Below are 25,079 nucleotides of genomic sequence, written 5' to 3'. Positions count from 1 at the left end.
AAGTGATAAATTACTTTCACCTCTAATATCTAGGTTTCCACACCAGTAGCTTTCTGTACCTCTTTCCCTGGTTATAGAGAAAGATTAAGTTTTGGGGCATTGGGCATTGGAAAGAGGACTTGGAGACAAGGAGAATTGGGGACAAGGGGAAAGACTTGTTGTAAATTCTAAACTTTTGTCACCTTGTCACCTTGTCCCCTTGTCCCCTTGCTTCCCCTGCCCCCGTGCCCCCCTGCCCCCCTGCTCCTGCCTCCTGCCCCCCTGCACCCCGACCCTACGGTACTTGCGTCCGTTGCTCGATTGTCTTACTGGGCGGAATCTGCTCAAGAGGAATCAGTGCTTCGATTACCGACTTCACAATTGGCGCGGCGACAGTAGAACCATAAGCACTTTCTCCTTTTGGCTCATCCACCAGTGCAAACACTACATAGCGAGGAGATTCCACGGGTAAAATAGCCACGAAACTGGTCATTCTCGCACCCTTGATGTATCCGCCATTGGGACTAGCTTTTTGGGCTGTACCAGTTTTACCAGCAATACGATATCCCGGAATTTGTGCCGGCTTACCGCTGCCTTGAGTAACAACAGTTTCCATCATTTCCACAACCTTTTGAGTTGTTGCGGTTGAGAAAATTTGCCGGGGGATAGTGTGAGTGGGTGAATCATGCATCTGCCCTTTGCTATCAATCAACCCGCGAACTACATGGGGTGTAACTAACTTACCGCCATTAGCTAAAGCACCGTGCATTTGCACTAGCTGTAAGGGTGTCATAGAAAAGCCTTGTCCAAAGGAAGTAGTAGCTGGTTCAATTGGCGAAGCGATAAATTCTTCTTGACTTTTGAGCCTTCCGCCGACTTCAAAAGGCAAATCTGTATCAACTTTTTGTCCTAGCCCTAAGCGTTCTAACCAGTTGTAGTAAATTGAAGGCTTTAAACGTTGGATAATTTGCACCATGCCAATATTGCTAGAATATTGCAAAATCTGAGCGATGCTGATTCGCCCATTACCATTATTCATCGCATTTTTGATGGTGTAATTAGCGACTCGAATCGAACCGGAGTCATTAAACATATCATCTGGTTTGATGATGCCATTTTCCAGAGCGATCGCCACATTCAAAGGCTTAAAAGTCGATCCCGGTTCATAAAGATCCGCTACTGTCCAGTTTTTAAATAGTGAAATATCAGATTTAGCATATTCATTAGGATTATAAGTAGGCTGAGAAACCAGGGCGAGTAAGGAACCATCCAATGCATCCATGACAATTACCGCTCCACGTTTGGCGGCAAACTTCTGCATCTGTTGTTTGAGCGCAATCCGAGCAATTCGTTGCAGACGGCTATCGATAGTCAGTTGTAATCGCAAATCGTCAAAATGCAAAAAACCTTCGGGCGCCCGATCCGGCATCAAGGTTCCATTTCCCGACCGACTGAGCCGCACCGTTTGCACAGGACGTTCTAGCAACTTCTCTTGAGAGTATTCCACACCAGCTTGACCGCGACGGTCAATGTCCACGTAGCCCACCACATCAGCAACCAAATCGTCTGGCGGATAATATCGGGAGTATTTTTGAGCCCACTCCAAGCCATTTAAGCGCAAAGAAATGACGCGATCGATAATTTCTTCTGGTAAGGCTGGCGCAAGTATAATTCCGCTTCTTTTGCTTTGAAAAGTTTTCACCAATTCAGCAGTGTCTTTTGCCAAAATTGGGGCAAGTCGCTCTGCCATATCTTCATTAGACTTATCAAACAGCTTGGGATGAGCATACAAAGTATATACAGGGCGGTCAATAGCCAACAGATCGCTATTGCGATCTACCACTGGGCGACGGGGCATAAAAGGTCGCACATTCACCATTTGCTGATTGCGTGCATACTCAGTTAACTTTGGCCCCTTGACAATTTGTAGATTATACAAGTTAATAGCCAACCCCAACCCTGATGCCATTAATACGCCCCAGACGATGAACAGTCGCGACTTAGTGTTGGATGTTTGGTCTTGCATATTAGAGGCTAATTTTCCCAAAAACCCTCGTTTATCACCCTTGTGTCGCCCTGTAAATTTTGGATTCCGAAACTTTCTGAATTTTGTTTTGCTTGGTGACTTCTGCATTGGGTTCGTCCTTTGTCTTTGTCTGTTGCCTTTTGTGATTAACCAGAAGTCTCAGTCCTAATGACTAATGACAAATGACAAATGACTCTTAGAGATTAGTATCCCAGTGGCGAGAGTGTTTGCGGTTGGGTTTCAGAATTTGGCGTTGTGTTAGGCGATGCTGATTTAGGACTCCCAGATGCAGGAGGCAAGAAAATCATCCCTTCAGGAGTTGGCGATACCAGCCCTGCTGTTGGTTGTTCTGCTTCATTAGCCATTTTATTTTTCAGCGTCGCGTTGGTTGTCGTTAGCAGCCGTTCATGACGTTGGAGGCTTTGCAGTCTGCGATATGACTGACCCCAAAGCTCTTGAGAATAGACTGTCCAACCATAAACAGCAAGTGTCGATGCTACTAACAAGAACGCCACAACTGACGAATAACGATGAAAGGTATACAAGCGCAGCAACCACAAAGGTGCAGCTCCAGAATTAGGCATTGTGGGAAGCCCAAGAAAACCTTCCTCCGGACTCTTTTGCTTCGCATTCAACTGTTCATTGAGATTTGGTAATTGTTGTCTACCCAATTCTTTCACCGATTTAGCTATAACTGCCTTATTTGTGGGAGAAACCGCTAAATTTTTCGAGGAACGCTGTTGTCTTGAAGACGATACTGGTATAGAAGCACTCCCTGCTGCTGACTCCATAGGCGCAGAACGTCGCCTTCCTAAAGAAAGGATAGAATCTCGCCGGAACCAATTACCCCTTGTAGAAACAGTAGATTTACGAGCAACTACCATAAATTTTTAAATTTTTTAGATGGAAAATACTGCACTTTTAGATTGATTGTCTGTTTTGCTAAGGTTTAAATTACCTTCTGTGCAACCAGCACACATCACAGACTATACCCTTTTAACTTTTCTGATGGGTAGCTGTATCAATGTTTGCATCCCCTAGATATGCAATGTTTGCAATTAGCGATTAGAAACTGGACAGCTTACCTTTTAGGTATCGCACCTAAAGTATGGCAACCTCAGGTAGCCAGATGCAATACTCTGTGAAAAAAATAAAATTTTTTGCTATCATAGCTCCGTTTGCTAAATAAGTTGGTATTTTTCGTTTTGCTCCTGAGTTAAGAGAAACTAATCAGGATACGTAATTCCAAAAACAATACCCCAAAGGATTGTTTTTTTTAAGTATGTAATCTCGCAGAATTTAAAAAAAGCAATAAATACGGTATCGTATTCAACAGGCGAAAAATTATTCTAGCCACAATTGGTGAAAGAGGAGTTATGAAAACAAAAATCTTTGGTTTTGCTTTAATGTTAAGTCTGGCTGCAATTCTTGGGGCCTGTGAAGGTGGTGGTGGTGATGGTGCTGGTACTGCTACTCCAGCCGCTACAGGTGAACCAACTGATGCACCTGCTGTTAAGACTACTCCTGCCGCTACCCCCGCAGCGACTCCCGCAGCGACTCCCGCAGCGACTCCTGGAGCGACTACTCCCGCTAAACCTAAATAAGGCATCTTAAACTTTAGTTTAAATCGCGCCCAGAACTACTTAGTGACAGCATTCCTCACTACATAGCTCGAAGTATTACTCGAATTAATTGGGTTCACGAGAAAACCTCATTTTTATGCTGGTTTATCAGAGCCGAGAGTTTGCTCAAATATCAACTAAGTAGGGCAGGAAATAAAGGACACTGAGTGCTGAGTGCTGAGTTCCTAGTTCCGAGTGCTGAGTTAAAAGACCGCCCACGTTCGCGCAGCGTCTCGCAGAGAGGGGCGGGGCTTTTGCTAGACTGCAAAAGTACTGAGTACTCAACTTCAAAACTCAGCACTCAGCACTCAGCACTTAAGTATGGTAAAGAGGGTTATGTCCTCTACCAAGTGTCCTTGTGAAAGTCCCGCCCGCTCAAACCTTGTTCTCAGTCCAAGGGAGTTGAGTTAATCTAAGCTATTCATTTGGCATTTTAAATTACTTATACTACTGAGTTGTGAGAGGGTAAAATAATTTATCGCGATCGCTGGCAATTGCTCTTGAGCATTCCTGTAGTCTATTCCGGATCAGAAAGACTTGGAAATCTCCCTTGATATTGCCAGATTTTTATTGGGAAAATTTGGGTATGAAAAAAACAGATTTTCATCCTGCGTTGCGAACGTAGTTCAGGAGATGAGGAGAGTTAAAACGAGAAAATCTATAAAATTACTGAGCTTAATAGTAATTAGTGCTACTTTTATTTTTTTAAGTAACTATTGGAGATCGGCAGTAATAGCATTACCGCCACCAGAGGATACCCCAGAAGAAATATTACGGACAAAGATTATTATAGAAGCGCGATCGCCTATTGATGGAAAATCCCTAACAGCTGCCGAATATATTCAATTACAAGCGCAGCTCCAACTTGCCCCGCCCCCAAAATTAGACCCCAAAATTCGGGAACAGATTTTCTTGCTTCGTATACGTAAAACGTTACTCCAGTTTTTCCCATTTTTAAATTTTTGATAAATTCGTCATTAGTCATTAGTCATTTATCCAATGCCCAATGCCCCATGCCCAATGCCCTATTATGATGTAGGATAACGGTGGCGACAAAATTGCAAATAAATGTAAAGAATATATATAGATATTAAAAAAGTAGATTTAGTCAATCACGTTATTTCACTTAGGTAGCTTCATGTCCATGACCACGATCGCCCCTGAACAGGTTAACAGCATCGTTTGGAATCAGCATAACGATCCCTTTGAAATACTAGGTTCTCATCCTATAGAGCAAGACGGCAAAACTGTCTGGGCTGTACGGGCCTACCTACCAAATGCAAGTGCAGCATGGGTCGTTCTTCCTGAACAACGCAAGGAATACCCAATGCAAACGGTGCACGATCCTCACTTTTTTGAATGCACGATTGACACTCCAGAACTGGCAAACTACCAGTTACGGATTAAAGAAGGAGAATATGAGCGTGTCATCTATGACCCTTACGCTTTCCGTTCTCCCAACTTGACAGACTTTGACTTGCATTTGTTTAGTGAAGGCAACCATCACCGGATATATGAAAAACTGGGAGCGCACCCTACGGAAATAGGCGGCGTTAAAGGTGTTTATTTTGCTGTTTGGGCACCTAACGCTCGTAATGTTTCATTATTGGGAGATTTCAACCTCTGGGATGGGCGTAAACATCAGATGCGTAAAGGCCGCACTGGAATATGGGAATTATTTATTCCTGAAATCGGTGTGGGAGAGCATTACAAATATGAAATCAAAAATTTTGAAGGACACATTTACGAAAAATCCGATCCCTACGGTTTCCAGCAAGAAGTTCGCCCGAAAACGGCATCCATTGTCACTGATTTAGATGCTTACAGTTGGGATGACGAAGGCTGGATGCAAAAGCGGCGACACACTGACCCCCTAACTCAACCAGTTTCAGTTTACGAAGTGCATTTAGGCTCTTGGTTACACGCTTCGAGTGCAGAACCAGCTAAACTTCCCAATGGTGAAACTCAACCTGTAGTTGTCGTTTCTGGACTAAAGCCGGGCGCACGTTTCCTTACCTACCGAGAACTTGCTGACCGACTCATTCCCTATGTCAAAGAATTAGGATACACCCACATAGAAATGCTGCCCATTGCAGAGCATCCCTTTGATGGTTCTTGGGGTTATCAAGTAACTGGTTACTATGCCCCTACCTCGCGTTTTGGCAGACCCGAAGATTTGATGTATTTTATTGACAAATGTCACGAAAATGATATAGGGGTAATTGTAGATTGGGTTCCTGGTCACTTCCCCAAAGATGGACATGGTTTAGCTTTCTTTGATGGTAGCCATTTGTACGAACACGCTGACCCCCGTAAAGGCGAACATAAAGGATGGGGTACTTTGGTGTTCAATTACGGTCGCCATGAAGTTAGTAATTTCTTAGCAGCAAATGCTCTCTTCTGGTTTGACAAGTACCACATTGACGGGGTTCGTGTCGATGCTGTTGCCTCGATGCTCTATAACGACTATTGCCGCGAACCAGGAGAATGGCTGCCCAATCAGTACGGTGGCAGAGAAAACCTAGAAGCAGCAGATTTTCTACGTCAGGTAAATAACATTATCTTTAGCTATTTCCCCGGTGTTCTCTCAATTGCTGAAGAATCCACTTCTTGGCCAATGGTATCTTGGCCTACCTATACAGGCGGACTGGGTTTTAACTTGAAGTGGGATATGGGCTGGATGCACGATATGCTGGATTACTTCAGCATGGACCCCTGGTTCCGCCAGTTCCACCAAAACAATATCACCTTTAGTATGTGGTACAACCACAGCGAAAACTTTATGCTAGCCCTGTCTCACGATGAAGTCGTGCATGGCAAGAGCAATATCATCGGTAAAATACCGGGAGATACATGGCAAAAGTTAGCTAGTGTGCGTTGTTTATTTACCTATATGTTTGCTCACCCAGGCAAGAAAACCATGTTTATGAGCATGGAGTTTGGGCAGTGGAGTGAGTGGAATGATTGGACAGATTTGGAGTGGCATTTATTGCAGCATGAAGCCCACCAACAGTTAAAAACGTTTTTCCACGATTTGAATTATCTTTACCGTTCTGAACCAGTTTTGTACACCCAGGATTTTGCCCAACCGGGGTTTGAGTGGATTGACTGTAGCGATAACCGCCATAGTGTAGTTGCCTTCATGCGTCGTGACAAGGATTCTGATGATTTTGCGATCGTGGTTTGCAATTTTACACCACAACCCCATTCTCACTACCGCATCGGTGTACCGCAAAAGGGATTTTATACTGAGTTGTTCAATAGTGATGCACGTCAGTATGGCGGCAGCAATATGGGCAACTTGGGTGGCAAATGGACGGATGAGTGGTCTTTGCACAGTCATCCTTATTCACTGGATTTATGTTTACCACCTTTGGGCGTGTTGATTCTCAAGTTGGATAAGAAGAAGACTGCTGAGGTAATTGGATAACAATTTGGGGTGGGGCGATGCCCCATCCTAAAGATAATTTCGCTTATTCACAGCTACTCAACTCAGTTCTCTAAGAGGATGTCTGAGAAGTATTAAATATTTCGTCCGATCCCCCCTAGCCCCCCTTGAAAAGTGGGGAAAACTTCTAAAAGTCCCCCTTTTTAAGGGGGATTTAGGGGGATCTACAAGTCTCGAATACAACACTAAAAAGTTTTCAGACATCCTTTAACAGGAAGTCAAAAGTAGAGACGCGATTAATCGCGTCTGTACAAAAGTCAAAAGGCTTATAGAATCTGCTTTTAACTTTTTTAGAATAGTATTTGTGAAAATTCAAGATTTCCAGATCCCCGACTTTTTTAAGAAGTCGGGGATCTATTTCATCATGAATGATTCAGGACTGCTATATAATAAAATTTTGCATTAACCCAGAACTTCCTATTAAAATTGAATGACCAGGTTTATCCATGATAAATTTGCCAAAGACTATTTAGAAGAATTATTAAAAAATTACGGAGAAGTCAAGGCATCAGAAAAAGTCTCAGGAGAGATTAAAGAAATAGATGTTTTATTCACTCCTGCCAAACAGCAAAGCTCTAATATACAAGTATTGGGAATGCTTGGAAGATTGGCTGAACATCCTGCAATAATAGAACCTTTCCGCAATCCAGCTTCTACTGATGAAATCTGCGACTGTATTTTAAAATTATTAGAAGTCAAGGCTTTATTGCGACGAGAAGTTAAAGCTAATAAAACCAAACTTCAAGACTCAGATATTCCCAAATTGTGGGTTCTTACACCAACCATATCTGAAACTAGATTGTCTAGCTTTGGAACTATGCAAAAAGAAAGTTGGTTATCAGGAGTACATTTTCTCCCGGATGCCTTGCGGACAGCAATTGTGGCGATACACCAACTACCGCAAACACCAGAGACTTTGTGGTTAAGGCTTTTGGGTAGGGGAAGTGTGCAATCACAAGCGATTATCGAGTTGCAAGCGTTACCATTAGATCATCCATACCAGAAAGCAACTCTCGAATTAGTTTACAACTTGCGCGAAAACTTGAGAGTAAACCAAGAATTAGAAGCAGATGATAGGGAGTTAATTATGCGGCTAGAACCACTTTATCAAAGAAACAGAGAACAAGCCAAAGAAGAGGGAAGGCAAGAAGGAAGGCAAGAAGGAAAACAAGACTTAATACTGCGTCTACTAAATCGCCGTATTGGTGAAATTGATGCATCATTAATCGGGCAAATTAAAGGTTTATCCATTGAACAATTAGAGAATTTAGGAGAAGCATTACTAGATTTTTCTAGTGTTGCTGATTTAGAAACTTGGTTAAACCAACAATCAATCTAATTTATTATTGCTACACCTGGCGACTAGAAGTCGCGGCTATACAAACGAAACCCACCTCTGTGGGTTAAAAATTCTTGATTTACTCTTAGTCCACGGAGGTGGACGAAAGTTTGTGTAGTAGCGAATTTTATTGCCTTATATGTTCCAAAATTTCAGTATAAAAAAGTTGCTAATAACCGATTACCAGTAAGGCTTTCATCATAAAAGTAAGCTAAACTTTTATAGCCAAGTATTGCCTAAAAATTTCATAATTGAAGATAGAACATCCCAATGGAGAATATAAAAATGCTAGAACAATATCGTAAACACGTTGCCGAAAGAGCAGCACTCGGTATTCCCCCTTTACCATTGGATGCGAAGCAAACCTCAGAATTATGTGAATTACTGAAAAATCCGCCCAAGGGTCAAGAGGAGATATTATTACATTTATTGAGCGATCGCGTTTCTCCTGGTGTCGATCCAGCAGCTTATGTCAAAGCTGGATTTCTCACTGCGATCGCCAAAAAGGAAATCACTAGTCCCTTGGTTTCGCGCATAGAAGCAGTGCAATTGCTGGGGACGATGGTAGGTGGTTACAATGTGCAATCTTTAATCGATTTGCTGCAATGGCCCACCGTATCCCTCTCCGACTCTTCCGAAACGCCTCTGGTAATGGGTGGACAAGGAAAGGAACCCATCGCCGCTTACGCCGCCAACGCTTTAAGCAAAATCCTCTTGGTGTATGATGCCTTCCACGATGTTTTAGAGTTGTCTAAAACCAATCCTTTCGCCAAACGGGTGATTGATTCTTGGGCGGAAGCTGAATGGTTTACCAGTCGCCCCACAGTTCCAGAAGCGATTACCGTCACCGTTTTTAAAGTTCCTGGCGAAACCAATACCGACGACTTATCCCCCGCCCAAAGCGCCACAACTCGCCCGGATATTCCTTTACACGCCTTAGTGATGCTAGAGTCACGGCAACCGGGAAGCTTGGCAACCATTTCCGAACTGAAGAAAAAAGGGCATCCTGTAGCTTACGTTGGGGATGTAGTTGGTACAGGTTCCTCGCGTAAATCTGCCATCAACTCAGTATTGTGGCACATGGGAAATGATATACCTTTTGTACCAAACAAACGCGCTGGGGGTTATGTTTTAGGTGGTGCGATCGCGCCAATCTTCTTTAACACAGCAGAAGATGCCGGTGCTTTGCCTATTCAGTGCGATGTCACCAAACTCGAAACCGGCATGGTAATTACCATCCATCCCTACAAAGGCGAAATCACCAACGAAACAGGCGAAGTCATTTCCACCTTTGCCCTCAAACCTGACACCATCCTCGATGAAGTTCGCGCAGGTGGACGTATCCCCCTACTTATTGGACGTACCCTCACCGATAAAACTCGTCTTGCACTTGGTTTAGAACACAGCACAGTTTTCACCCGTCCCCAGCAAGCCTTTGATACAGGCAAAGGCTACAGCCTAGCACAAAAAATGGTAGGTAAAGCTTGCGGATTACCTGGCGTGCGTCCCGGCACATCCTGCGAACCCATCATTACTACCGTTGGTTCTCAAGATACCACAGGCCCCATGACCCGCGACGAATTAAAAGAACTCGCCTGTCTTGGTTTCAGTGCAGACTTAGTGATACAAAGTTTCTGCCACACAGCAGCTTATCCCAAACCAGTAGACATCCAAACCCATCACGAACTCCCCGACTTTTTCGCCTCTCGTGGTGGTGTTGCCCTGCGTCCCGGTGATGGTATCATCCACTCTTGGTTAAACCGGATGCTGCTACCCGACACCGTGGGAACTGGCGGCGACTCTCACACCCGCTTCCCCTTGGGTATTTCCTTCCCCGCCGGTTCTGGATTAGTAGCCTTTGCAGCCGCCTTGGGTGTGATGCCTTTAGATATGCCAGAGTCAGTATTGGTAAGATTCAAAGGTGAATTACAACCCGGTGTCACCCTGCGCGATGTTGTGAATGCCATTCCCTACGTGGCAATTCAAAAAGGTTTGCTGACAGCAGAAAAGCAGAACAAGAAAAATGTCTTCTCCGGGCGAATTTTAGAAATTGAAGGTTTGCCAGATTTAAAAGTTGAACAAGCCTTTGAACTCACCGATGCTAGCGCCGAACGTTCTTGTGCCGGATGCACAATTAAGCTGAGTGTAGAGACAATTTCTGAATATCTGCGTTCCAACGTAGCATTGCTGAAAAATATGATAGCAAGAGGCTATCAAGATGCGCGTACCATGTTGCGCCGTGTGGCAAAAATGGAAGAATGGTTAGCAAATCCCGTGTTATTAGAAGGCGATGCCGATGCCGAGTATGCCGAAATAATTGAAATTGATTTGAACGAAATCAAAGAACCAATTGTTGCTGCTCCCAATGATCCCGATAATGTTAAGTTATTATCAGAAGTTGCTAACGATCCAGTGCAAGAAGTATTCGTCGGTTCTTGTATGACGAATATCGGTCATTATCGGGCAACAGCGAAAGTTTTGGAAGGCGCAGGTGAAGTAAAAACTCGCTTGTGGATAGCACCACCAACCCGCATGGATGAACACCAATTAAAAGAAGAAGGTGTATACAGCGTTTTTGGGGCTGCGGGTGCTAGAACAGAAATGCCAGGATGCAGTTTATGCATGGGCAATCAGGCGCGAGTTGCTGATGGCACAACAGTATTTTCTACCTCAACGCGCAACTTCAATAATCGCATGGGTAAAGATGCACGTGTGTATCTTGGTTCAGCAGAATTAGCCGCAGTTTGTGCGCTGCTGGGACGGCTGCCGACAGTGCAGGAATACTTGGATATTGTGGCGAGTAGAATTCATCCTTTTGCAGATAATTTGTATCGGTATTTGAACTTCGATCAAATTGTCGGTTTTGAGGATGAAGGGCGCGTGATTTCTAAAGAGGAGCAGGCGTTGTTAGTATAGTTTAATTAGGTGGGTGTTATGCCCACCTAATTTTTAGCGTTTCCAAGAGGAATGTGAATGACTAGTCCATCTTTTATAAATAAACAAAATCTTTATGAACAAGATTTTTACTTATGGACACAAACAATTGCCCAGCAGTTAAAAGAAAATAACTTTAAGGAAATAGATATACCTAATCTAATTGAAGAAATTGAAAGCATGGGGAGGAGTGAAAAACGCGAGTTAAAAAATAGATTAATTGTGCTATTAATGCACTTGCTTAAATGGCAATATCAACCAGAAAAACGTAGTGAAAGTTGGCGCAGTACCATTTCTGAACAACGTATCTGCATTGAAACATTATTAGAAGATAGTCCCAGCTTACAACCTCTACTTGCAGAAGTATTTGAAGTTTGTTATCAAAAAGCTCGCCTCAAAGCATCTGATGAAACAGGGATTAAATTAAATTTCTTTCCTCAAGAATCTCCTTTTACATTAGAAGAAACGTTAAAAAATAGTTATTAGGTTGAAGGAAAGAATGAATTTTTATACTGTCGTACTTAGAAAGAATTCTGACTATTGGGTTGCTTTATGTTTAGAAAACGGCATTGTCGGGCAGGGAGATAGTCAAGAAGATGCAATTAAAAAACTGAAAGAAGCAATTGAATCTTTTGAAATTGTTTATGAGTCTGAAAGTAATATTTATAAATCTCCCATTTCAATAGATGAATTACATGAATTTTTATTTGTTGAAGAAAAAGAACAAGATTCAGAGATATATGAATTAAGGAAGGTTTATGCCTAAAAATATACCTTCCCTGAAACCAAAGGAGTTAATTAAGCTTTTAGAACAAGCAGGTTGCACATTTCATAGACAAGGAAAAGGCGACCATTGTTTATATACCCGTGAAGTTGATGGTAAAAGAAGAGTAGTTCCGATAGATATGGGTGCAAGAGAAATGTCTCCTGGTTATATTTTGCGTATTTTTCGGCAGTTTGGCTTTACTGATGAGGATATTGAAAGTTTGTTAAGGTAAGTAATTTTGGGTTTTACTGCATTCAACAAACCTACGACTAAAGTTATTTTAATTGATTCTTTCTAGCCATATTTGCAATGCCTTATCAACTATAGATTTTATATCATCAACAAATACTTCCTCGTTGAAAAACCAGCCTTTATTTCCTGGAACAATATAAAATCTCGTGTTATTAATTAATTTTTCCCAAGATATACTTCCTTCTTTTACAGGAATATATCGCCAATAGGTGAGATGTTCTTCAGTTGTATCAATCTGCATTCTGGTAATAGTCTGGTTTTTACGATTTGGAATAATCAGCCATAGGAATAATAGTACATTTTTTGATTTTCTATCATAACAAAATTCTGCACATCTTCTCATCTTATCCTTGCCATATTTACTTGCATATATAATACTTTTATTCACTATTGTTTCTTCTAGCCTATGGTCAAAAGCTAATATCTGATGTCTAATTTTTGTTAAATTTTCTATTTCCGTGTTTGTTAAAGAACCTAACCAATCTAATAATAATCTCGGTGGTTCAGGAATATTATCATTTTCTTGATTTTGTAAATTGACTTCCTGATAATTAATTTTTATAATTTTTGTTTCTGATTTGTTATGAATCTGAGATAAATGAAAATAAAATTCATTATTTTCATAAACAATGAAAAAAGTAAATAAACTAAAATTTAATCTACTGTGTTTTTCATCAATTAAATTATGACGATGAAAGCTTGGACAGATGGCTAATAGACGAATTTCTGCATCATAATTAACATTAGTTTTTAAAGGTTTTTCTTCTAATAAGTTGTCATAATAGCGTGTGAGTTGATTAATCACATATCTATCTTCTGTATTTTTCAGTTCAATAATAGCTAGTTGATTATTTTCTCCTATTGCTAGAATGTCACAAATTTCTCCTTTTATAGATAATTGGCGCGTTAAGGGCTTTAGTTCAAATATTTCTTCTAAATTATCCCAAACAAAAGTTTCTAATTCAGACTCATCAATAAATTTCCAGCCTTGATCGGTTTTGCGTAATGCTACGTTTTTTTGCATAATCTAGATTAAGTAATAATAGGTAGAGAAAACGATTATTTATAAACTATAAGTAGACAAAAGCTATTAATATAAAGCTTTTGCCTGATATTGTGTTTAAAAACTATACATACTTGTATATTTAATTTATACTAAAAGTTATCTGATGTCCTTATTTGGGATAAGTAAAGGTAGTGAACTGCGATCGCACCCTTGCACTTCGCACACAGACCTAACCCCCAGCCCCCTTCCCTTGTAGGGAAGGGGGAGAAATCCGGCTCCCCTCTCCGTTTCAAAGAGGGGTTGGGGGAGAAGTCAATCTATGCGATCGCGATAAACTGTTAAAATCTAATTACCTGACACCAAAATTTTCACACATAGGAATTACTAAAATGCTTGAAGTTCACAAGAACTACGTTCTCGACGAAAATCAACAACCTATTGCCGTACAAATTCCTATCGCTGAATTTGAAAAGATTGAAGAAATTCTTGAAGATTATGGGTTAGCAAAACTCATTGATGAAGTAGAGGAAGAAAAACCATTATCAAAAGATGAAGTACTACAATATTATCAATCACTAAAAGAAGAAAATGTGGCAAGTTGAATATACCAAAAGGTTCTTGAAAGAACTTGCTGCTTTACCAGTTGAGATTCAAAGCCGCATAGAAGCTATTGTCTTTCAAGAACTTGAAACAGAGAATCCGTTTGAATTAGGATATCTTGAAAAGCTGAAGGGCTATAGTGATAAATATAAGATTCGAGTTGGTGATTATCGTATTGGCATTACTGTCGATCAAGCAACAAAAACATTAATTTGCCAACGAGTTGTTCACCGCAAAGACATCTACAGAATTTTTCCTTGAAGCACTGTAAAACTTGTTATCACTACTGTATATATACCCTAATACCAGTAAAGCAACAAATGCTGTGTGACAACAATTTATTGATTTTATAGATGTCATTTGCAGTCAAGCTTTAGGAGTACAAAGATAACAATGTTTTCACCTAATTGACCATTTTATCAGCGCGATCGCACCTTTGCACTTTGCACACAGACCTAACCCCCCAACCCTTGTAGGGAAGGGGGAGAAATCCGGCTCCCCTCTCCGAAACGGAGAGGGACTGGGGGAGAGGTCAATCTATGCGATCGCAATGTTCCAAAACAAAACAACGGATTTGTATTAAGTACGTATGTAATAAGCCTTATGAGGGAAGATCGACGGTTAAGATAATTTCAACTTGATAATACTTCATCAAAGTATCGATCGATTTCTGCTTTCAGTATGTCAAAGTCTACAGGCTTGGTTAAGTGGCATTTGAAACCAGACTTCAGCGCAAGCTGCCGATCCTCTTGGCTACCGTAGCCGGTAAGTGCAATCAGAATTGAGCGAGTAAATTTGGAGTCTTTACTCAGTTCCTGTGCAACGGCGAATCCATCCATTTTGGGAAGTCCAATGTCACAAATAATTACATGAGGCTCAAGCTTCTTTGCAGTTTCTACCCCTAAAATTCCATCCTTGGCGATGGAAACTTCATGCCCAAAATACTCAAGTACTGCTTGTAAGGATAAGGCTGAATCCTCGTTATCTTCGATGACTAAAATCTTCAACGACTTTTTCGCCGCCTCTGTAATCTCTAGGTCGTCGTCCGAGGCTGTAATCTCTTCGCACATAGGGAGAGTGACTTTGAATTCTGCTCCCAAATTTATCCCTCTACTTGAGGCTTCAACATTACCACCATGAAGTTCTACAAGACTTTTTACTACCGAAAGTCCCAAACCTAGCCCGCCCCGCGAACGATCTAAACTGCGATCGGCTTGGGTAAACGGCTCGAAAAGTTCTGGTAATATTGTCGGTTCTATCCCGATGCCTAAGTCTCTTACAGATAAGACTGCTACACTACCTGAGCCATTCTCACCTGGAATACATGAGAGATCCACCCAGATCGTTCCATCTGGCTGGGAAAACTTTAAAGCGTTATCAAGAAGGTTCCCAAAGATTTGGAAGAAGCGAGTGGAATCAACATAAGCCCACACGGGCGTGTTTGGCAGGTCTTCTACTACATTAAGGTTCCATCTCTTGATTGCTTGTGCATGGTCATTGAGACTTTGGCGAACCAATTCTACCAGATTAACCTTCTCAAGGTTTAATGAAATCTTCCCATAAGTGATGGACGACACATCAAGTAACTCATCGATCAATTTTGAGAGGTGCTTAATCTGGTTTTGCATCATTAAAACTGTTTCTCCGACTGCACCAGTCTGTCCTAGCTTCAACTTGAGAAGCTGAACGCCGTTGGAGATGGGGGCAACGGGATTCCTCAGTTCGTGAGCTAGCATGGCAATAAATTTGTCTTTTAGGGCATTTTGGTTCGTCAATTTCTGGAAAAGTTGCACGTTAGCGATCGCAACTGCTGTAGTATCAGTTAAAATCTCAAGCATTCCGATCTCTTCGGGTGTGGCTAGGTGGGGTGTACTCCAGTAAGCTCCAATCGCACCCAGGGGATCGGAAACCCGAATGGGAACCATCACTAAACTTTTGACAAAAGTTACCTTGTACGCCTCAATCGGAATTCGTGCATCCTGGTAAATGTCCTCAATTACGGCTGCTTTTTTATTGAGCATTGCCCAACCAGAGATGCAAGACTTGAGCGGAAAACGCATACCTTTCCAAAGCGGGCCAATGGCGTTTTCATCGACATAGTGGCAACATTCACCATCCCGCAATACAAAAGTTACTCCATCAGCATTTGTGAGATCGCGAGCAGCCAAACGCACAATCTCAATAATTTCTTCAATAGTCCGCACACAAGCCAAATCCTTCACGACCGAAAGCAGCCTGTTGTAAGAGGAAATGCTATAGCTTTGGTCTGAATTCTGTTCTTGAGAGATGGAGGTTTGTAATATATTTTTCATAAAGAACTCCGAACAAAAAGATACCAGTATCAAAACTTAGGTAAAACGGGTAGGTTCAGCAGACATCTACTTTTAATCGTAATCTTAACCTCTATATTGGGAGTACAATCTGTTACCGCATTTTTACTTTTCCTTATATAGTATGAAATTTCTCAAAATTGCTAAGTAAATATTCGTAAGTTACTTTTATTTATTAATGCAACTTTTGGTGTTTATTGACGGTGGTTACGTAACAGCTTAAACTCGTTATTTAGACGTAGTATTTGCAACAAAATCGAAGATGCGTCACAATCCTTCGTAGACATCGCCATCGCAGACAAATTATTTGGCGATCGCTAAATAATACTCAAATCGCTCCCGGAGTTGTTCAACCGTCAAATTTTGAGTCCAGTACTCCACTAGAGCGTGACCAAATGCCCAGGCATTGCGATCGGGTGCAGCGGTGTTTTCCAGCAGTAGCGGCCAAAGGGCTAGCAATTCAAAGTTGACCGAGTTAGGGTTAAAGAGCGAGAAAAGCTCATATCCCATTTGCAGTTTACCAATGACAATCGGCAACTGTTCCACAGGAATTTCCTTTGCCAGCATATATGCTAAAGCTGGAGATCCGGTTGAGAGGGTAGAAACAAACTGAAGGACGGGACTTTTGAGCAATGCCGTTAATCCTTGTGTTGTCGTCATTTGGAAGGTGTAGTGGTCGATGATTTTGGCGGCGGCGACGATGCGAGTTTCTAGGTTACGCAAAAAGCGGGCGAGACGGAGTTGCTTGGTAGGTGCGATCGCATCCACTAATCCCAAGGATAGCGCTTCTACTCCCCAGGCAACTCGATTTGTTTTGCTGTCGCCTGTAACCACTGGTAGAACGAGATTACAGAAGTTTCCTAGCTGTTTGGCACGATACTCGGTGGCTTCTCTAATGGCAATTTCTTTGGGACGATCGCCCCATTCCCAATCATAAGGCGGTTGCCATTCGCGGATGGGACGCAGCCGGTCTACTTGGGTGACGATCGCGATCGCAGGTAAATCTGCAACTTCTGCTTTGATGTCTTGCAAAAAGTCCACATCCATTTGTAGGGCAGGATCGAGGGCAGGAGTAGCTAACAGCAGCAAATCTGAATTAATGGCATAATCAAGCACCAAATTTCGGAGTTCGGCACGGTTGACTTGTTCGTAACCAGGTGTGTCCAAAAGCGTCAGGGTTTCCCCACTTTCAGTCTGCCATTGATAACTCTGAATGCGATCGGTACTGGGTAAAACGTCAACTGCTGCGAGATCCGCCTGAAATAGCGTATTAATCAGGCTACTTTTTCCCGATCCCGTGCGCCCCACCAGCAGAATATTTACGGGTTTTTGCTCAACCGCCTCGGCTGGTTGAGCTTGAGTCAGGATTTCTCGGAGTGTTTGAGTTTTTGGCTTGGGTAAAGTTGCTGGAGAAGCTACGGTTGCTGGAACTGGTAAGGTGCTACGTCCGTAAAGTGCGATCGCTTGTCGGCATAAGTTTCTCAAGGCAGCTTCCCGGAATAACTGGCTCAAATTCCCCAATAATTGCTGAGTTGCTTGGTTACTAGAACCCTGACTGGCTTGTTTTGCCACCGCCGCCACCGGATTTAAGATCCACTGTGCCCAGTTCCAAGCTTTCCAGAATTTCCGAGCCGATGGTTCCAACTTTCGGTAGACTTCATATCCTTGGTATGCTTGTCCAACCGTCACCTGATTGAGGACAGGGGATAACTTTTGCATCCACTTATCCATATCATCCACCGTTCCCCGAATCAGCCCGTAAGCTTGGGGGACGTAAATATTCAACAGGGGATATTGAACTTCAGGATTGTAGATATGAGCGATCGCCACAACTAAATCCTGACATCGTGTCCAAAAAGCTTGCCAGTCTTCCCAAATCGGGCGATCGCTTTGTGCTGCTTGGAGAATTTCTTGAAGGGCGGTTTCTGCAAGTTTTGTGGTATCACTTCCCACTGGTCGCTCTACTTTATCCTCTGCCGTCGATTCCAGTTCTTCACGAACTTGAGTTAATACAGCTTCTACTTGGTTAACAGCTGGTTGAGTCCATTTGACTAGCAGCCAACGCCAACCAACAAATAAAACGGTGAATATACCCCAAATCCAATTAATGCCCCACGCGTGAATTTGTGAACCGGCAGACACCAGTAAGAAAATGATGATAAACGCGATCGGAATTGCTAAGACTACCCACTGCCATAGTTTTAACCGCACCATTGCCCCATACCTGCTTTGAAATGTTGGGAAATTCGAGTTTTTGTCAAAATTACTCTTATAAAAAGTCTATCGTCTCCAATGCAGGCAGGATGTTTGGTATTCTGGGATTAATGCTAGACTGCTAATTATTAATGATAGCTAGCATTTCAAGTGCTTACTGCTACACATAACTTCTTAATACTAAGTAGTAAAAATACTATATAAATCATATCTTGCAACTAACTGGATAAACACTGAATACCTAATTTAGCAGTACTGTTAAACACATAAAGACTTTCGCACGTAGTCATGGTTTTGACATTCATATTTCCAGGTGCAAGATATGAGATAATCGGCTTACTTAAGGTAGTTATGCAAGAAAATTTGTTTAATCATTCAAGTTGCGATAGTTATGATGAAAAGTTTCACCTAATAAATAGTTAGCTTTACTGAGTTCTGGCTAATTATGCTAAATTAAGAACAAGTTTATATAGCTTTTACATGTCAATTTGCTACCCATGTATTCGCCATAAAGAGTTAAACACAAATTCATTTCCTAAAAAGTGGTTTACCAATTAGTTTTACTTGATAATAATTAGTTTTAGAGAATATGAAAATACCTAAAAGTAGTTATATGAAATCTTCTTCATCTTCAAGTCCTAGTAAATTAACTATAATTGTTTCTGCTATCTTAAGCCTAATTGTTAGCACAACTTCTGGTGTTATAGTTTTTCGTATAAATGATAAAAAAACTGATTTGAATTACAATGTCATATCTTCAGCAACATTTTCTGGACAAACCCAAAACACTGCTATTGTTGCTGTAGTTGTTAACAATTCTTCAGAGAAAGAGTTGGAGAAAATTCGTATAATTATCCCTTTAGGAAATGCTAAATTAATTGAGCCTAAAATAATAGGACTACAGTTTGGATCATATTCTCAAAATATCAATCCTAAACAAGTTGAAATTAATGTTCCATATTTAAATCCGAAGGAATCCTTTTCTATTCAGCTCCTATTAACATTATCTTATCCAAGTTGGAGTGTCAATAATTCCTCAATATCAGTTAGAGGAAAAGGGATTACAGCAACTCTTGCATCTTCTGTTGATAAAAATAAAGATTTCCTTGGAATTTTATCTTCATTTGTTGTTGGCGTTTTATCAGTATTTATCTATATATCAACCTATTTTTTTTCAGCTAGTAAAATTGACAAACATAATGATGATCAGCGAGACATAGTTGCTTACATCTTAGGAGTTTATGGTTTCTATAAAGAAGCTTCCCAACTGCGAAATTTACAGAGAGAAATTACCTATTGGTCTATTGCTGATTCCGTAGCAGAGCAATGTCTGCAATCTGGCGATCCTGCTACTGTACAAAGAGGTATTGATTGTCTATCAAGCTTGTTATCATATGCTTATATACATGAAGATTCAGAATTACTTATCAAGTACAATTTAGCCCGATTAGCTGCTACCACTACAGATTTAAAGCTTGCAAGAGACTATCTTGAAGAAGCTCGAAAGGGTAATAATTCTGTTATCAATATGCGTATAAATTTTGACAAGAGCCTATCAAAAATTATTTAATTTAACGTGAGTCTCCAACGAAGGCGCACCAACGGGAAGGGCGAAAGAAATAAGTCAAATCCTCTTCCCTTCTGCCTCCTGCCTCCTGCCTCCTGCCTCCTGCCTTATTTCTTAGGAGTTCGACGGTTAGAAAACGGCAAAAAGCTTTCTAGAGATATAAAGATGAGAAACATGTTACTGTGTTGCGATTACTAAGATTGATTGAGAATGACTAAAAAAGGCACAAAAGTTATCTGTCCATCACTCTTAACGTTTTAAATACTTATTTAAATACTTAATATTAGTTAATCTTAAGGGTAGTTGGCAACAAAAATTTTTAACAGAAATTCCCAGACGATAAAATTTGCGGACGATATCTAAGGCAAAGTATGGTACGCGCAGTCGCAGTGGGTAACACACGGGCAAATATAACCAGTAGTAAGCCTTTTTTAGGTCATTCCACTTTGAGCAAGCTTCTTGATGCAGGAAATCTGATATATCTACAACTAATCCTCTGCCTTGGTACATCATGACATTACGCCCGTGGACATCATGAGGGTGGAGTCCGCAACTTCGCGCATAGTCAAGAGCTTCATCAATGTCCTTTATTACCTGCTTGGGAATTAGTAAACCAAAGTGCATACAATCGTAGAGGGTTGTTCCATAAAGCCGTTTCAAGACTAAAAACCCATCCTTGGCGTAGAAACACTCAGAAAAGGCTGGATGATAACCTAGACGGTGGTAAACTTCTACTTCCTCTTCAAAACCTGGCCGTCCTGGGGCATAAATCTTAACTACACAGTCAGGGGAATCGGGGTGATAAAATACTGCGGCGTAGTTTCCTTTGCCAAGCAGGCGCCAAGGTTGCGGAAGATAACTGACCTTAATTGGATTATGGGGATTGACACTTTCAATCTGTAATCTAGGCAGTAGTTCCTGATAAATGCTTTTGACTAACTGTTTTAGGGGCAATTTGTCCATATTAATTCCTTAGCCAATTTACGAGGTTTGGGAATAAGGTTGACTTGAGTGAATTACGACCTAAATGACACCGTTGCTACTTACCGTTAACAGTAGAGATGGCAATTTTTATCCAAAACTCATTGCGATATTGATTTTTCTATCAACAATTCCGATCCTGCTTCACCCTCACCCAGGTTATCAGAATTAGCAGATTTAGAAAAACCATCTGCTACATCTTTGATAAAACCAGCTACAGGTACTGCAACTAGTAAACCCAAGACTCCGCCAACATTGGTTCCTACAAGCAAAGCAATTAATACCCATATTGGTCTAATACCAGTAAATTTGCCTAAAAGACGGGGTGCGATCGCCTGATCGATTAACTGATCGATAACAACAGCTACCGCAAAAACTTTAGCTGCTAGCCAAAAGTCATGTGACGCTATTATTAAAGTTATTAAAACCAGACTGACGACATCACCAAAGGGAATTAAGCTCAAAAGTCCAACTCCCAAACCAAAGAGTAAACCAAACTGGACTTGAAAAGCTAAAAACAATAATGTTATAGAAACACCCATCAACAAAGCCAAACTTACCTGACCAATTAAGTAATTTTGGAAGTTTTGCTGAATAGACTGGCTTATCTGCTGGGCAATATTTCCAGGTAACTTCTTAAATATCGCCTCCCAAATTCTTGGCCCATCTAACAACAAGTAAAAAGTTAGCACTACTGTGATTAACGCCTCAGAAACACTATCAATTGTATCTATGATAATACTTAAAAGTTTATCTGAAATAAACTCTATTTCATTAGGTAATTGGTCAGTTACTTGTGCTAATAGCTGACTTAAATTTACATTTAATTTATGTTTAAAAAACCAATTATTGAGAATCTGAAGTTTTTCTTCGCTAGAATCAATCCATTGGGGAAAGACTTTAACCATTTCATTGAATTGCTCTAAAACAATGGGTACTAAAGTGATACCCAAAGCCACAACAATTACCAATGCTAATATAAAAACTAATGCTACTGCATAGCTGCGTTTAACTCTCCGTTGTTGGAGAATCGAAACAGGATAGTTTAAAATAAATGCAAGCAAGGTAGCCAATACAAGAATTGTGACAACAGGTTGAAAGTTTTTAATCAGCAAAAATGCTAGCCAACCATTGAGGAATACTAGAGGAAATAACAGCGTAAAAATTAACCATCTAAGTAATTGGTTCAGGGGAAAATTCATAATTAATTTCAAAGTGAAAATTATTCTATTTACGAGATTTAACCGAGTAATTAAATTTGCTCAAGAGGAAGTAGACAAGAAAAACCTTTCCCGACGCTCCACTTCCCATTATTCCAATGATTAACTTTCAGCAAAAGCTAAAAATTGCTCCTCATTTATTCGCCCTGCTTGATACAGAGTATTAGTAATTTCCGAAATAGTTAAAACCGCATAGCTACGATAACCATTTTGCTGTAACCTATCTTTCACTCCTTGTTCGTGGTCGATAAATACCACAATATCATTAACCTTTAATCCAGCTGATTCCAACTTTCCTGCCCCTTCCATAACACTTTTGCCGCTAATGAGAATATCGTCAACCACTACAACTGTTTCACCAGCATGAAAGTTACCCTCAATTACTCTCCGAGTTCCGTGTGCTTTCACCTCTTTACGCGGGAAAATCATTGGACAATGAAGGCGCAAAGCTAAACCAGTCGCAGTCGGTAATGAACCATAGGGAATACCTGCTAATCTATCAAAATTTAGATTCTTCAAAATATCCTCATAAGCTGTGAGAACTTGATTAAAAACTTGGGGATTGGAAATAATTTTGCGTAAGTCGATGTAATAAGGAAATATCGCTCCTGATGCTTGGACAAAGCTGCCAAACATAATGCAGTCAATATCATAAAGTTGTAAAATCAAATCTTGGTGGGGGTGCTGATTTAGAAAACAAACATCAGGAAACCACACAGAACAAGTAGAATTTTCGGAAATAATTTCAGTTTTGATTTGATTAATTTCTGCACGTAGTGACTGGAGTTCTTTTGATAATTCGATATTTACCAACATATCTTGAGGAATAGGAATCAGTAAACCATCACCATTACTATTCAAGCCAGCTTCTAAAATTTGTTTCAGGTTTTGTCCCTCCGCCCAGATGCTACGCGCCATAATGATTCGTTCAGGTGCAACTGCTCGAATAAGTGCTAAAACTTCAGGATTTGTAGTTCCCACTTCCAAACCCAATTGTTCTGGAGTACCCCAGGTTTTGGATTCTTTTACTACCTGTAAATAAAGGGGTGATTCGTTTGTCGGATATTGCTGTAGAGCTTCTGCACCTGGATTAGAAGTACAGCATAAAATAAATACTGCTTTATCAGGATAGACTAAAAAAGGTGCTATGTGATCTTGTCCTGTATAAGGACTGAGAGTGATTGCGTCCACTTGCCATTGTGTAAACACAGTCTGGGCAAAGATGCTACTAGTATTTAAGTCACTGTGTTTGGCATCTAAAATCACTGGAATATGGGCTGGAATCGCTGCTAAAGTTTTGTACAGTAGTTCTAAACCAGGAATACCTAAAGCTTCGTAAAAGCCGAGTGTCGGTTTATAAGCACAAACATAATCAGAAGTTTCTGCAATAATAAACTGTAACCACTTTTCCAAACCAGTGATGAGTTCTTCAGATTCATAACGCCCAGGCATCATCTCTGGATTTGGATCGAGTCCTACAAATAGTAAGCTTTGATTTTGTAAGATATTTCTATTCAATTTATCAAAAAAGTTCATTTTTTTTAAATAGTTATTGGTCATTGGTCATTAGTCATTGGTCATTTATCCTCTCGTTTATTTATCTCCATGACCAAGTTTGTTTACGAAAACATTGATTCTGTTAGTTGAGTCCCTCCAGCTTTTTTCCCTAATTGATAGTGAATTACTACAAATAAGATAACCATCGGCACTGAGGCAAAGTGAACAATTCGCAATGCTTGCCAATCGCCAAAGCAATCCACAATCCAGGGAAATTGAGCAGGTTTATACATTCCTATCCCTGTAAATAATGCCAGCAGCAAAATAGGAATAATTGCTGTATAAGCAATCCGATGCCAAGCATAAATTAGGCGTTGAGAATTTTGAGTTTTTTGTAATGCTTTCAAGTCATTAGCACCGACAAAGCGATGTCGCCAGCGTCGGGTAATTAAAATGTAAATTCCATACCACAACAGATTCAGCGAGAATAGCCACATTGCTGCAAAATGCCAGTGTCTACCTCCTGCCAGCCAACCTCCTAAAGTAAATATCCAAGGAATGTGCAAACCTGCGCGTCCACCAAAAACAGGGTTAGCGTTGTAAATTTGTAGTCCACTGGTGAGCATGATAAATAGACTAATGATGTTACACCAGTGGAAAATTTTGGCTTTTGTTGCTTGAGTGGGTCGCTTTCGAGTTGGAGAGGGAACGTTGGAAGTCATAAATTTTGACTGATAAAATTTGTTGTTTATCTGTCTTGGGTAAATAGCCCAGCAAGTTTGGGTGGGTATTGCTCATTTTTATTTTCCCATCATTTAGATTCAGTATTTTGGCATTGATGGTCTACCATCTGCTGTTTGATTACCAGTAGACCGATGTCAATCCAATACCTAAATCAGCAGCGCAGCAGTACAGGATTGCTCTTTCTTGGTGGAATGGGGTTTTGTGACAACCCTAGAGTTGTTAAACGATCGCATTTTGGCTGGCGAATGCGAGAGCGTTTTTTATCCAGTATGTATTGGTGATAAACGCGGTTTACTTTTTAGACATCCTTTAAGATTAAAACATCAACAGGTATCAAACATCATTTAAGCAAGGAGAATAAGATGGCTAACACAGATAATCTCATAGGTGTGAGAAATTTGGGTATTGCGATCGCCGATTCCTTCATTGGTAGCACTGCTGCAAAAACTCCTCAGATATTAGAAGTTACTGGTCAAGGAGAGGTCAATGTTGCGACCACGTTAACTGATGTAGAATTGGGGATTAAAATACAGGGAAAAACTGCAACCGAAGTT

At 40.8% G+C, this 25,079-nt stretch carries 21 protein-coding genes and 1 pseudogene; 13 read left to right on the top strand and 9 right to left on the bottom strand.

Features of this window, described 5'->3' with window-relative positions; genetic code table 11:
* Nucleotides 1-274: 274 nt before the first annotated feature.
* Complete coding sequence (locus RMZ95_RS21580) at nucleotides 275-2,113, bottom strand: penicillin-binding protein 2 (RefSeq protein WP_322684753.1); 1,839 nt, start codon at nucleotides 2,111-2,113, stop codon at nucleotides 275-277.
* Nucleotides 2,114-2,208: 95 nt separating this feature from the next.
* Nucleotides 2,209-2,889, bottom strand: coding sequence for a hypothetical protein (locus tag RMZ95_RS21575; RefSeq protein ID WP_322684754.1), 681 nt, complete (start codon nucleotides 2,887-2,889; stop codon nucleotides 2,209-2,211).
* A gap of 492 nt (nucleotides 2,890-3,381) precedes the next feature.
* Between RMZ95_RS21575 and RMZ95_RS21570 the strand changes: the two genes are divergently transcribed.
* The 8 genes from RMZ95_RS21570 (at nucleotide 3,382) to RMZ95_RS21535 (ending at nucleotide 12,346) form a co-directional block, all read left to right on the top strand.
* Nucleotides 3,382-3,609 carry a hypothetical protein gene (locus RMZ95_RS21570; protein ID WP_322669539.1) on the top strand — a complete coding sequence of 76 codons (228 nt, stop codon included), beginning with the start codon at nucleotides 3,382-3,384 and terminating at the stop codon, nucleotides 3,607-3,609.
* Nucleotides 3,610-4,260: 651 nt separating this feature from the next.
* Nucleotides 4,261-4,593, top strand: coding sequence for a hypothetical protein (locus tag RMZ95_RS21565; protein WP_322684755.1), 333 nt, complete (start codon nucleotides 4,261-4,263; stop codon nucleotides 4,591-4,593).
* A gap of 172 nt (nucleotides 4,594-4,765) precedes the next feature.
* On the top strand, nucleotides 4,766-7,057 hold the full coding sequence (glgB, locus tag RMZ95_RS21560) for a 1,4-alpha-glucan branching enzyme (protein ID WP_322684756.1): 2,292 nt from the start codon (nucleotides 4,766-4,768) through the stop codon (nucleotides 7,055-7,057).
* A 448-nt stretch (nucleotides 7,058-7,505) separates the two neighbouring features.
* A complete protein-coding gene (locus RMZ95_RS21555) occupies nucleotides 7,506-8,414 on the top strand; it encodes a DUF4351 domain-containing protein (RefSeq protein WP_322685292.1) in 909 nt (302 codons plus the stop codon).
* Between the two features lie 285 nt (nucleotides 8,415-8,699).
* A complete protein-coding gene (gene acnB / locus RMZ95_RS21550; RefSeq protein ID WP_322685291.1) occupies nucleotides 8,700-11,330 on the top strand; it encodes a bifunctional aconitate hydratase 2/2-methylisocitrate dehydratase in 2,631 nt (876 codons plus the stop codon).
* Between the two features lie 57 nt (nucleotides 11,331-11,387).
* Nucleotides 11,388-11,834 carry a DUF29 domain-containing protein gene (locus tag RMZ95_RS21545; RefSeq protein ID WP_322685290.1) on the top strand — a complete coding sequence of 149 codons (447 nt, stop codon included), beginning with the start codon at nucleotides 11,388-11,390 and terminating at the stop codon, nucleotides 11,832-11,834.
* Between the two features lie 13 nt (nucleotides 11,835-11,847).
* Nucleotides 11,848-12,114 carry a type II toxin-antitoxin system HicB family antitoxin gene (locus RMZ95_RS21540; protein ID WP_322685289.1) on the top strand — a complete coding sequence of 89 codons (267 nt, stop codon included), beginning with the start codon at nucleotides 11,848-11,850 and terminating at the stop codon, nucleotides 12,112-12,114.
* On the top strand, nucleotides 12,107-12,346 hold the full coding sequence (locus RMZ95_RS21535) for a type II toxin-antitoxin system HicA family toxin (protein ID WP_322685288.1): 240 nt from the start codon (nucleotides 12,107-12,109) through the stop codon (nucleotides 12,344-12,346). Before RMZ95_RS21540 ends, RMZ95_RS21535 begins: the two co-directional genes overlap by 8 nt.
* 48 nt (nucleotides 12,347-12,394) lie before the next feature.
* Here RMZ95_RS21535 and RMZ95_RS21530 read toward each other — a convergent pair whose 3' ends face one another.
* The gene (locus RMZ95_RS21530; protein WP_322685287.1) at nucleotides 12,395-13,390 is read right to left on the bottom strand and encodes an endonuclease NucS domain-containing protein; all 996 of its coding nucleotides are present in this window, start codon (nucleotides 13,388-13,390) and stop codon (nucleotides 12,395-12,397) included.
* A 371-nt stretch (nucleotides 13,391-13,761) separates the two neighbouring features.
* On the opposite strand from RMZ95_RS21530, the gene RMZ95_RS21525 reads away from it, so the two are divergent.
* Together RMZ95_RS21525 and RMZ95_RS21520 are read left to right on the top strand one after the other, a co-directional pair.
* Nucleotides 13,762-13,974 (top strand): hypothetical protein, encoded by a 213-nt coding sequence (locus tag RMZ95_RS21525; protein WP_322685286.1) that lies wholly within the window; start codon nucleotides 13,762-13,764, stop codon nucleotides 13,972-13,974.
* Nucleotides 13,961-14,233: a type II toxin-antitoxin system RelE/ParE family toxin gene (locus tag RMZ95_RS21520; protein WP_322685285.1), complete on the top strand. Its 273-nt coding sequence runs from the start codon at nucleotides 13,961-13,963 to the stop codon at nucleotides 14,231-14,233. The genes RMZ95_RS21525 and RMZ95_RS21520 overlap by 14 nt, the downstream gene beginning before the upstream one ends.
* A 371-nt stretch (nucleotides 14,234-14,604) precedes the next feature.
* Here the strand turns inward: RMZ95_RS21520 and RMZ95_RS21515 are convergent, their stop codons facing one another.
* Nucleotides 14,605-16,284: an ATP-binding protein gene (locus RMZ95_RS21515; protein WP_322685284.1), complete on the bottom strand. Its 1,680-nt coding sequence runs from the start codon at nucleotides 16,282-16,284 to the stop codon at nucleotides 14,605-14,607.
* Nucleotides 16,285-16,605: 321 nt separating this feature from the next.
* The gene (locus tag RMZ95_RS21510) at nucleotides 16,606-18,516 is read right to left on the bottom strand and encodes a GTPase family protein (RefSeq protein WP_322685283.1); all 1,911 of its coding nucleotides are present in this window, start codon (nucleotides 18,514-18,516) and stop codon (nucleotides 16,606-16,608) included.
* Nucleotides 18,517-19,129: 613 nt separating this feature from the next.
* Here RMZ95_RS21510 and RMZ95_RS21505 point away from each other — a divergent pair.
* Nucleotides 19,130-20,086: a hypothetical protein gene (locus RMZ95_RS21505; protein WP_322685282.1), complete on the top strand. Its 957-nt coding sequence runs from the start codon at nucleotides 19,130-19,132 to the stop codon at nucleotides 20,084-20,086.
* Between the two features lie 246 nt (nucleotides 20,087-20,332).
* On the opposite strand, the gene RMZ95_RS21500 is transcribed toward RMZ95_RS21505, so the two are convergent.
* The 4 genes from RMZ95_RS21500 to RMZ95_RS21485 all read right to left on the bottom strand — a co-directional run bounded on the left by RMZ95_RS21500 (nucleotide 20,333) and on the right by RMZ95_RS21485 (nucleotide 24,503).
* Complete coding sequence (locus RMZ95_RS21500) at nucleotides 20,333-21,046, bottom strand: serine/threonine protein kinase (protein ID WP_322685281.1); 714 nt, start codon at nucleotides 21,044-21,046, stop codon at nucleotides 20,333-20,335.
* Nucleotides 21,047-21,165: 119 nt separating this feature from the next.
* Nucleotides 21,166-22,266 (bottom strand): AI-2E family transporter, encoded by a 1,101-nt coding sequence (locus RMZ95_RS21495; protein ID WP_322670889.1) that lies wholly within the window; start codon nucleotides 22,264-22,266, stop codon nucleotides 21,166-21,168.
* A gap of 120 nt (nucleotides 22,267-22,386) precedes the next feature.
* Nucleotides 22,387-23,820, bottom strand: coding sequence for a bifunctional orotidine-5'-phosphate decarboxylase/orotate phosphoribosyltransferase (locus RMZ95_RS21490; protein WP_322685293.1), 1,434 nt, complete (start codon nucleotides 23,818-23,820; stop codon nucleotides 22,387-22,389).
* Nucleotides 23,821-23,903: 83 nt separating this feature from the next.
* Nucleotides 23,904-24,503, bottom strand: a complete 600-nt coding sequence (locus RMZ95_RS21485; RefSeq protein WP_322685280.1) for a cytochrome b/b6 domain-containing protein — start codon at nucleotides 24,501-24,503, stop codon at nucleotides 23,904-23,906.
* 223 nt (nucleotides 24,504-24,726) lie between these two features.
* On the opposite strand from RMZ95_RS21485, the gene RMZ95_RS21480 reads away from it, so the two are divergent.
* Complete coding sequence (locus RMZ95_RS21480; protein WP_322685279.1) at nucleotides 24,727-24,873, top strand: hypothetical protein; 147 nt, start codon at nucleotides 24,727-24,729, stop codon at nucleotides 24,871-24,873.
* Between the two features lie 14 nt (nucleotides 24,874-24,887).
* A pseudogene (locus RMZ95_RS21475) lies at nucleotides 24,888-25,079 on the top strand (hypothetical protein); the annotation flags it as partial.

Source organism: Nostoc sp. DedQUE07 (assembly GCF_034530975.2).
GTDB lineage: Bacteria > Cyanobacteriota > Cyanobacteriia > Cyanobacteriales > Nostocaceae > Nostoc.
Note: the sequence above shows the minus strand (reverse complement) of the source record. Positions and strands in the feature narration are given on the sequence as shown.

What these genes read in the sequence shown, in the direction of transcription:
- RMZ95_RS21565 (WP_322684755.1), top strand. Translation starts at nt 4,261, where the DNA reads ATGAGGAGAGTTAAAACGAGAAAATCTATAAAATTACTGAGCTTAATA.
- glgB (WP_322684756.1), top strand. Translation starts at nt 4,766, where the DNA reads ATGTCCATGACCACGATCGCCCCTGAACAGGTTAACAGCATCGTTTGG.
- RMZ95_RS21490 (WP_322685293.1), bottom strand. Translation starts at nt 23,820, where the DNA reads ATGAACTTTTTTGATAAATTGAATAGAAATATCTTACAAAATCAAAGC.
- RMZ95_RS21505 (WP_322685282.1), top strand. Translation starts at nt 19,130, where the DNA reads ATGAAATCTTCTTCATCTTCAAGTCCTAGTAAATTAACTATAATTGTT.
- RMZ95_RS21500 (WP_322685281.1), bottom strand. Translation starts at nt 21,046, where the DNA reads ATGGACAAATTGCCCCTAAAACAGTTAGTCAAAAGCATTTATCAGGAA.
- acnB (WP_322685291.1), top strand. Translation starts at nt 8,700, where the DNA reads ATGCTAGAACAATATCGTAAACACGTTGCCGAAAGAGCAGCACTCGGT.
- RMZ95_RS21520 (WP_322685285.1), top strand. Translation starts at nt 13,961, where the DNA reads ATGTGGCAAGTTGAATATACCAAAAGGTTCTTGAAAGAACTTGCTGCT.
- RMZ95_RS21545 (WP_322685290.1), top strand. Translation starts at nt 11,388, where the DNA reads ATGACTAGTCCATCTTTTATAAATAAACAAAATCTTTATGAACAAGAT.
- RMZ95_RS21570 (WP_322669539.1), top strand. Translation starts at nt 3,382, where the DNA reads ATGAAAACAAAAATCTTTGGTTTTGCTTTAATGTTAAGTCTGGCTGCA.
- RMZ95_RS21495 (WP_322670889.1), bottom strand. Translation starts at nt 22,266, where the DNA reads ATGAATTTTCCCCTGAACCAATTACTTAGATGGTTAATTTTTACGCTG.
- RMZ95_RS21575 (WP_322684754.1), bottom strand. Translation starts at nt 2,889, where the DNA reads ATGGTAGTTGCTCGTAAATCTACTGTTTCTACAAGGGGTAATTGGTTC.
- RMZ95_RS21535 (WP_322685288.1), top strand. Translation starts at nt 12,107, where the DNA reads ATGCCTAAAAATATACCTTCCCTGAAACCAAAGGAGTTAATTAAGCTT.
- RMZ95_RS21555 (WP_322685292.1), top strand. Translation starts at nt 7,506, where the DNA reads ATGACCAGGTTTATCCATGATAAATTTGCCAAAGACTATTTAGAAGAA.
- RMZ95_RS21530 (WP_322685287.1), bottom strand. Translation starts at nt 13,390, where the DNA reads ATGCAAAAAAACGTAGCATTACGCAAAACCGATCAAGGCTGGAAATTT.
- RMZ95_RS21525 (WP_322685286.1), top strand. Translation starts at nt 13,762, where the DNA reads ATGCTTGAAGTTCACAAGAACTACGTTCTCGACGAAAATCAACAACCT.
- RMZ95_RS21515 (WP_322685284.1), bottom strand. Translation starts at nt 16,284, where the DNA reads ATGAAAAATATATTACAAACCTCCATCTCTCAAGAACAGAATTCAGAC.
- RMZ95_RS21540 (WP_322685289.1), top strand. Translation starts at nt 11,848, where the DNA reads ATGAATTTTTATACTGTCGTACTTAGAAAGAATTCTGACTATTGGGTT.
- RMZ95_RS21485 (WP_322685280.1), bottom strand. Translation starts at nt 24,503, where the DNA reads ATGACTTCCAACGTTCCCTCTCCAACTCGAAAGCGACCCACTCAAGCA.
- RMZ95_RS21580 (WP_322684753.1), bottom strand. Translation starts at nt 2,113, where the DNA reads ATGCAGAAGTCACCAAGCAAAACAAAATTCAGAAAGTTTCGGAATCCA.
- RMZ95_RS21510 (WP_322685283.1), bottom strand. Translation starts at nt 18,516, where the DNA reads ATGGTGCGGTTAAAACTATGGCAGTGGGTAGTCTTAGCAATTCCGATC.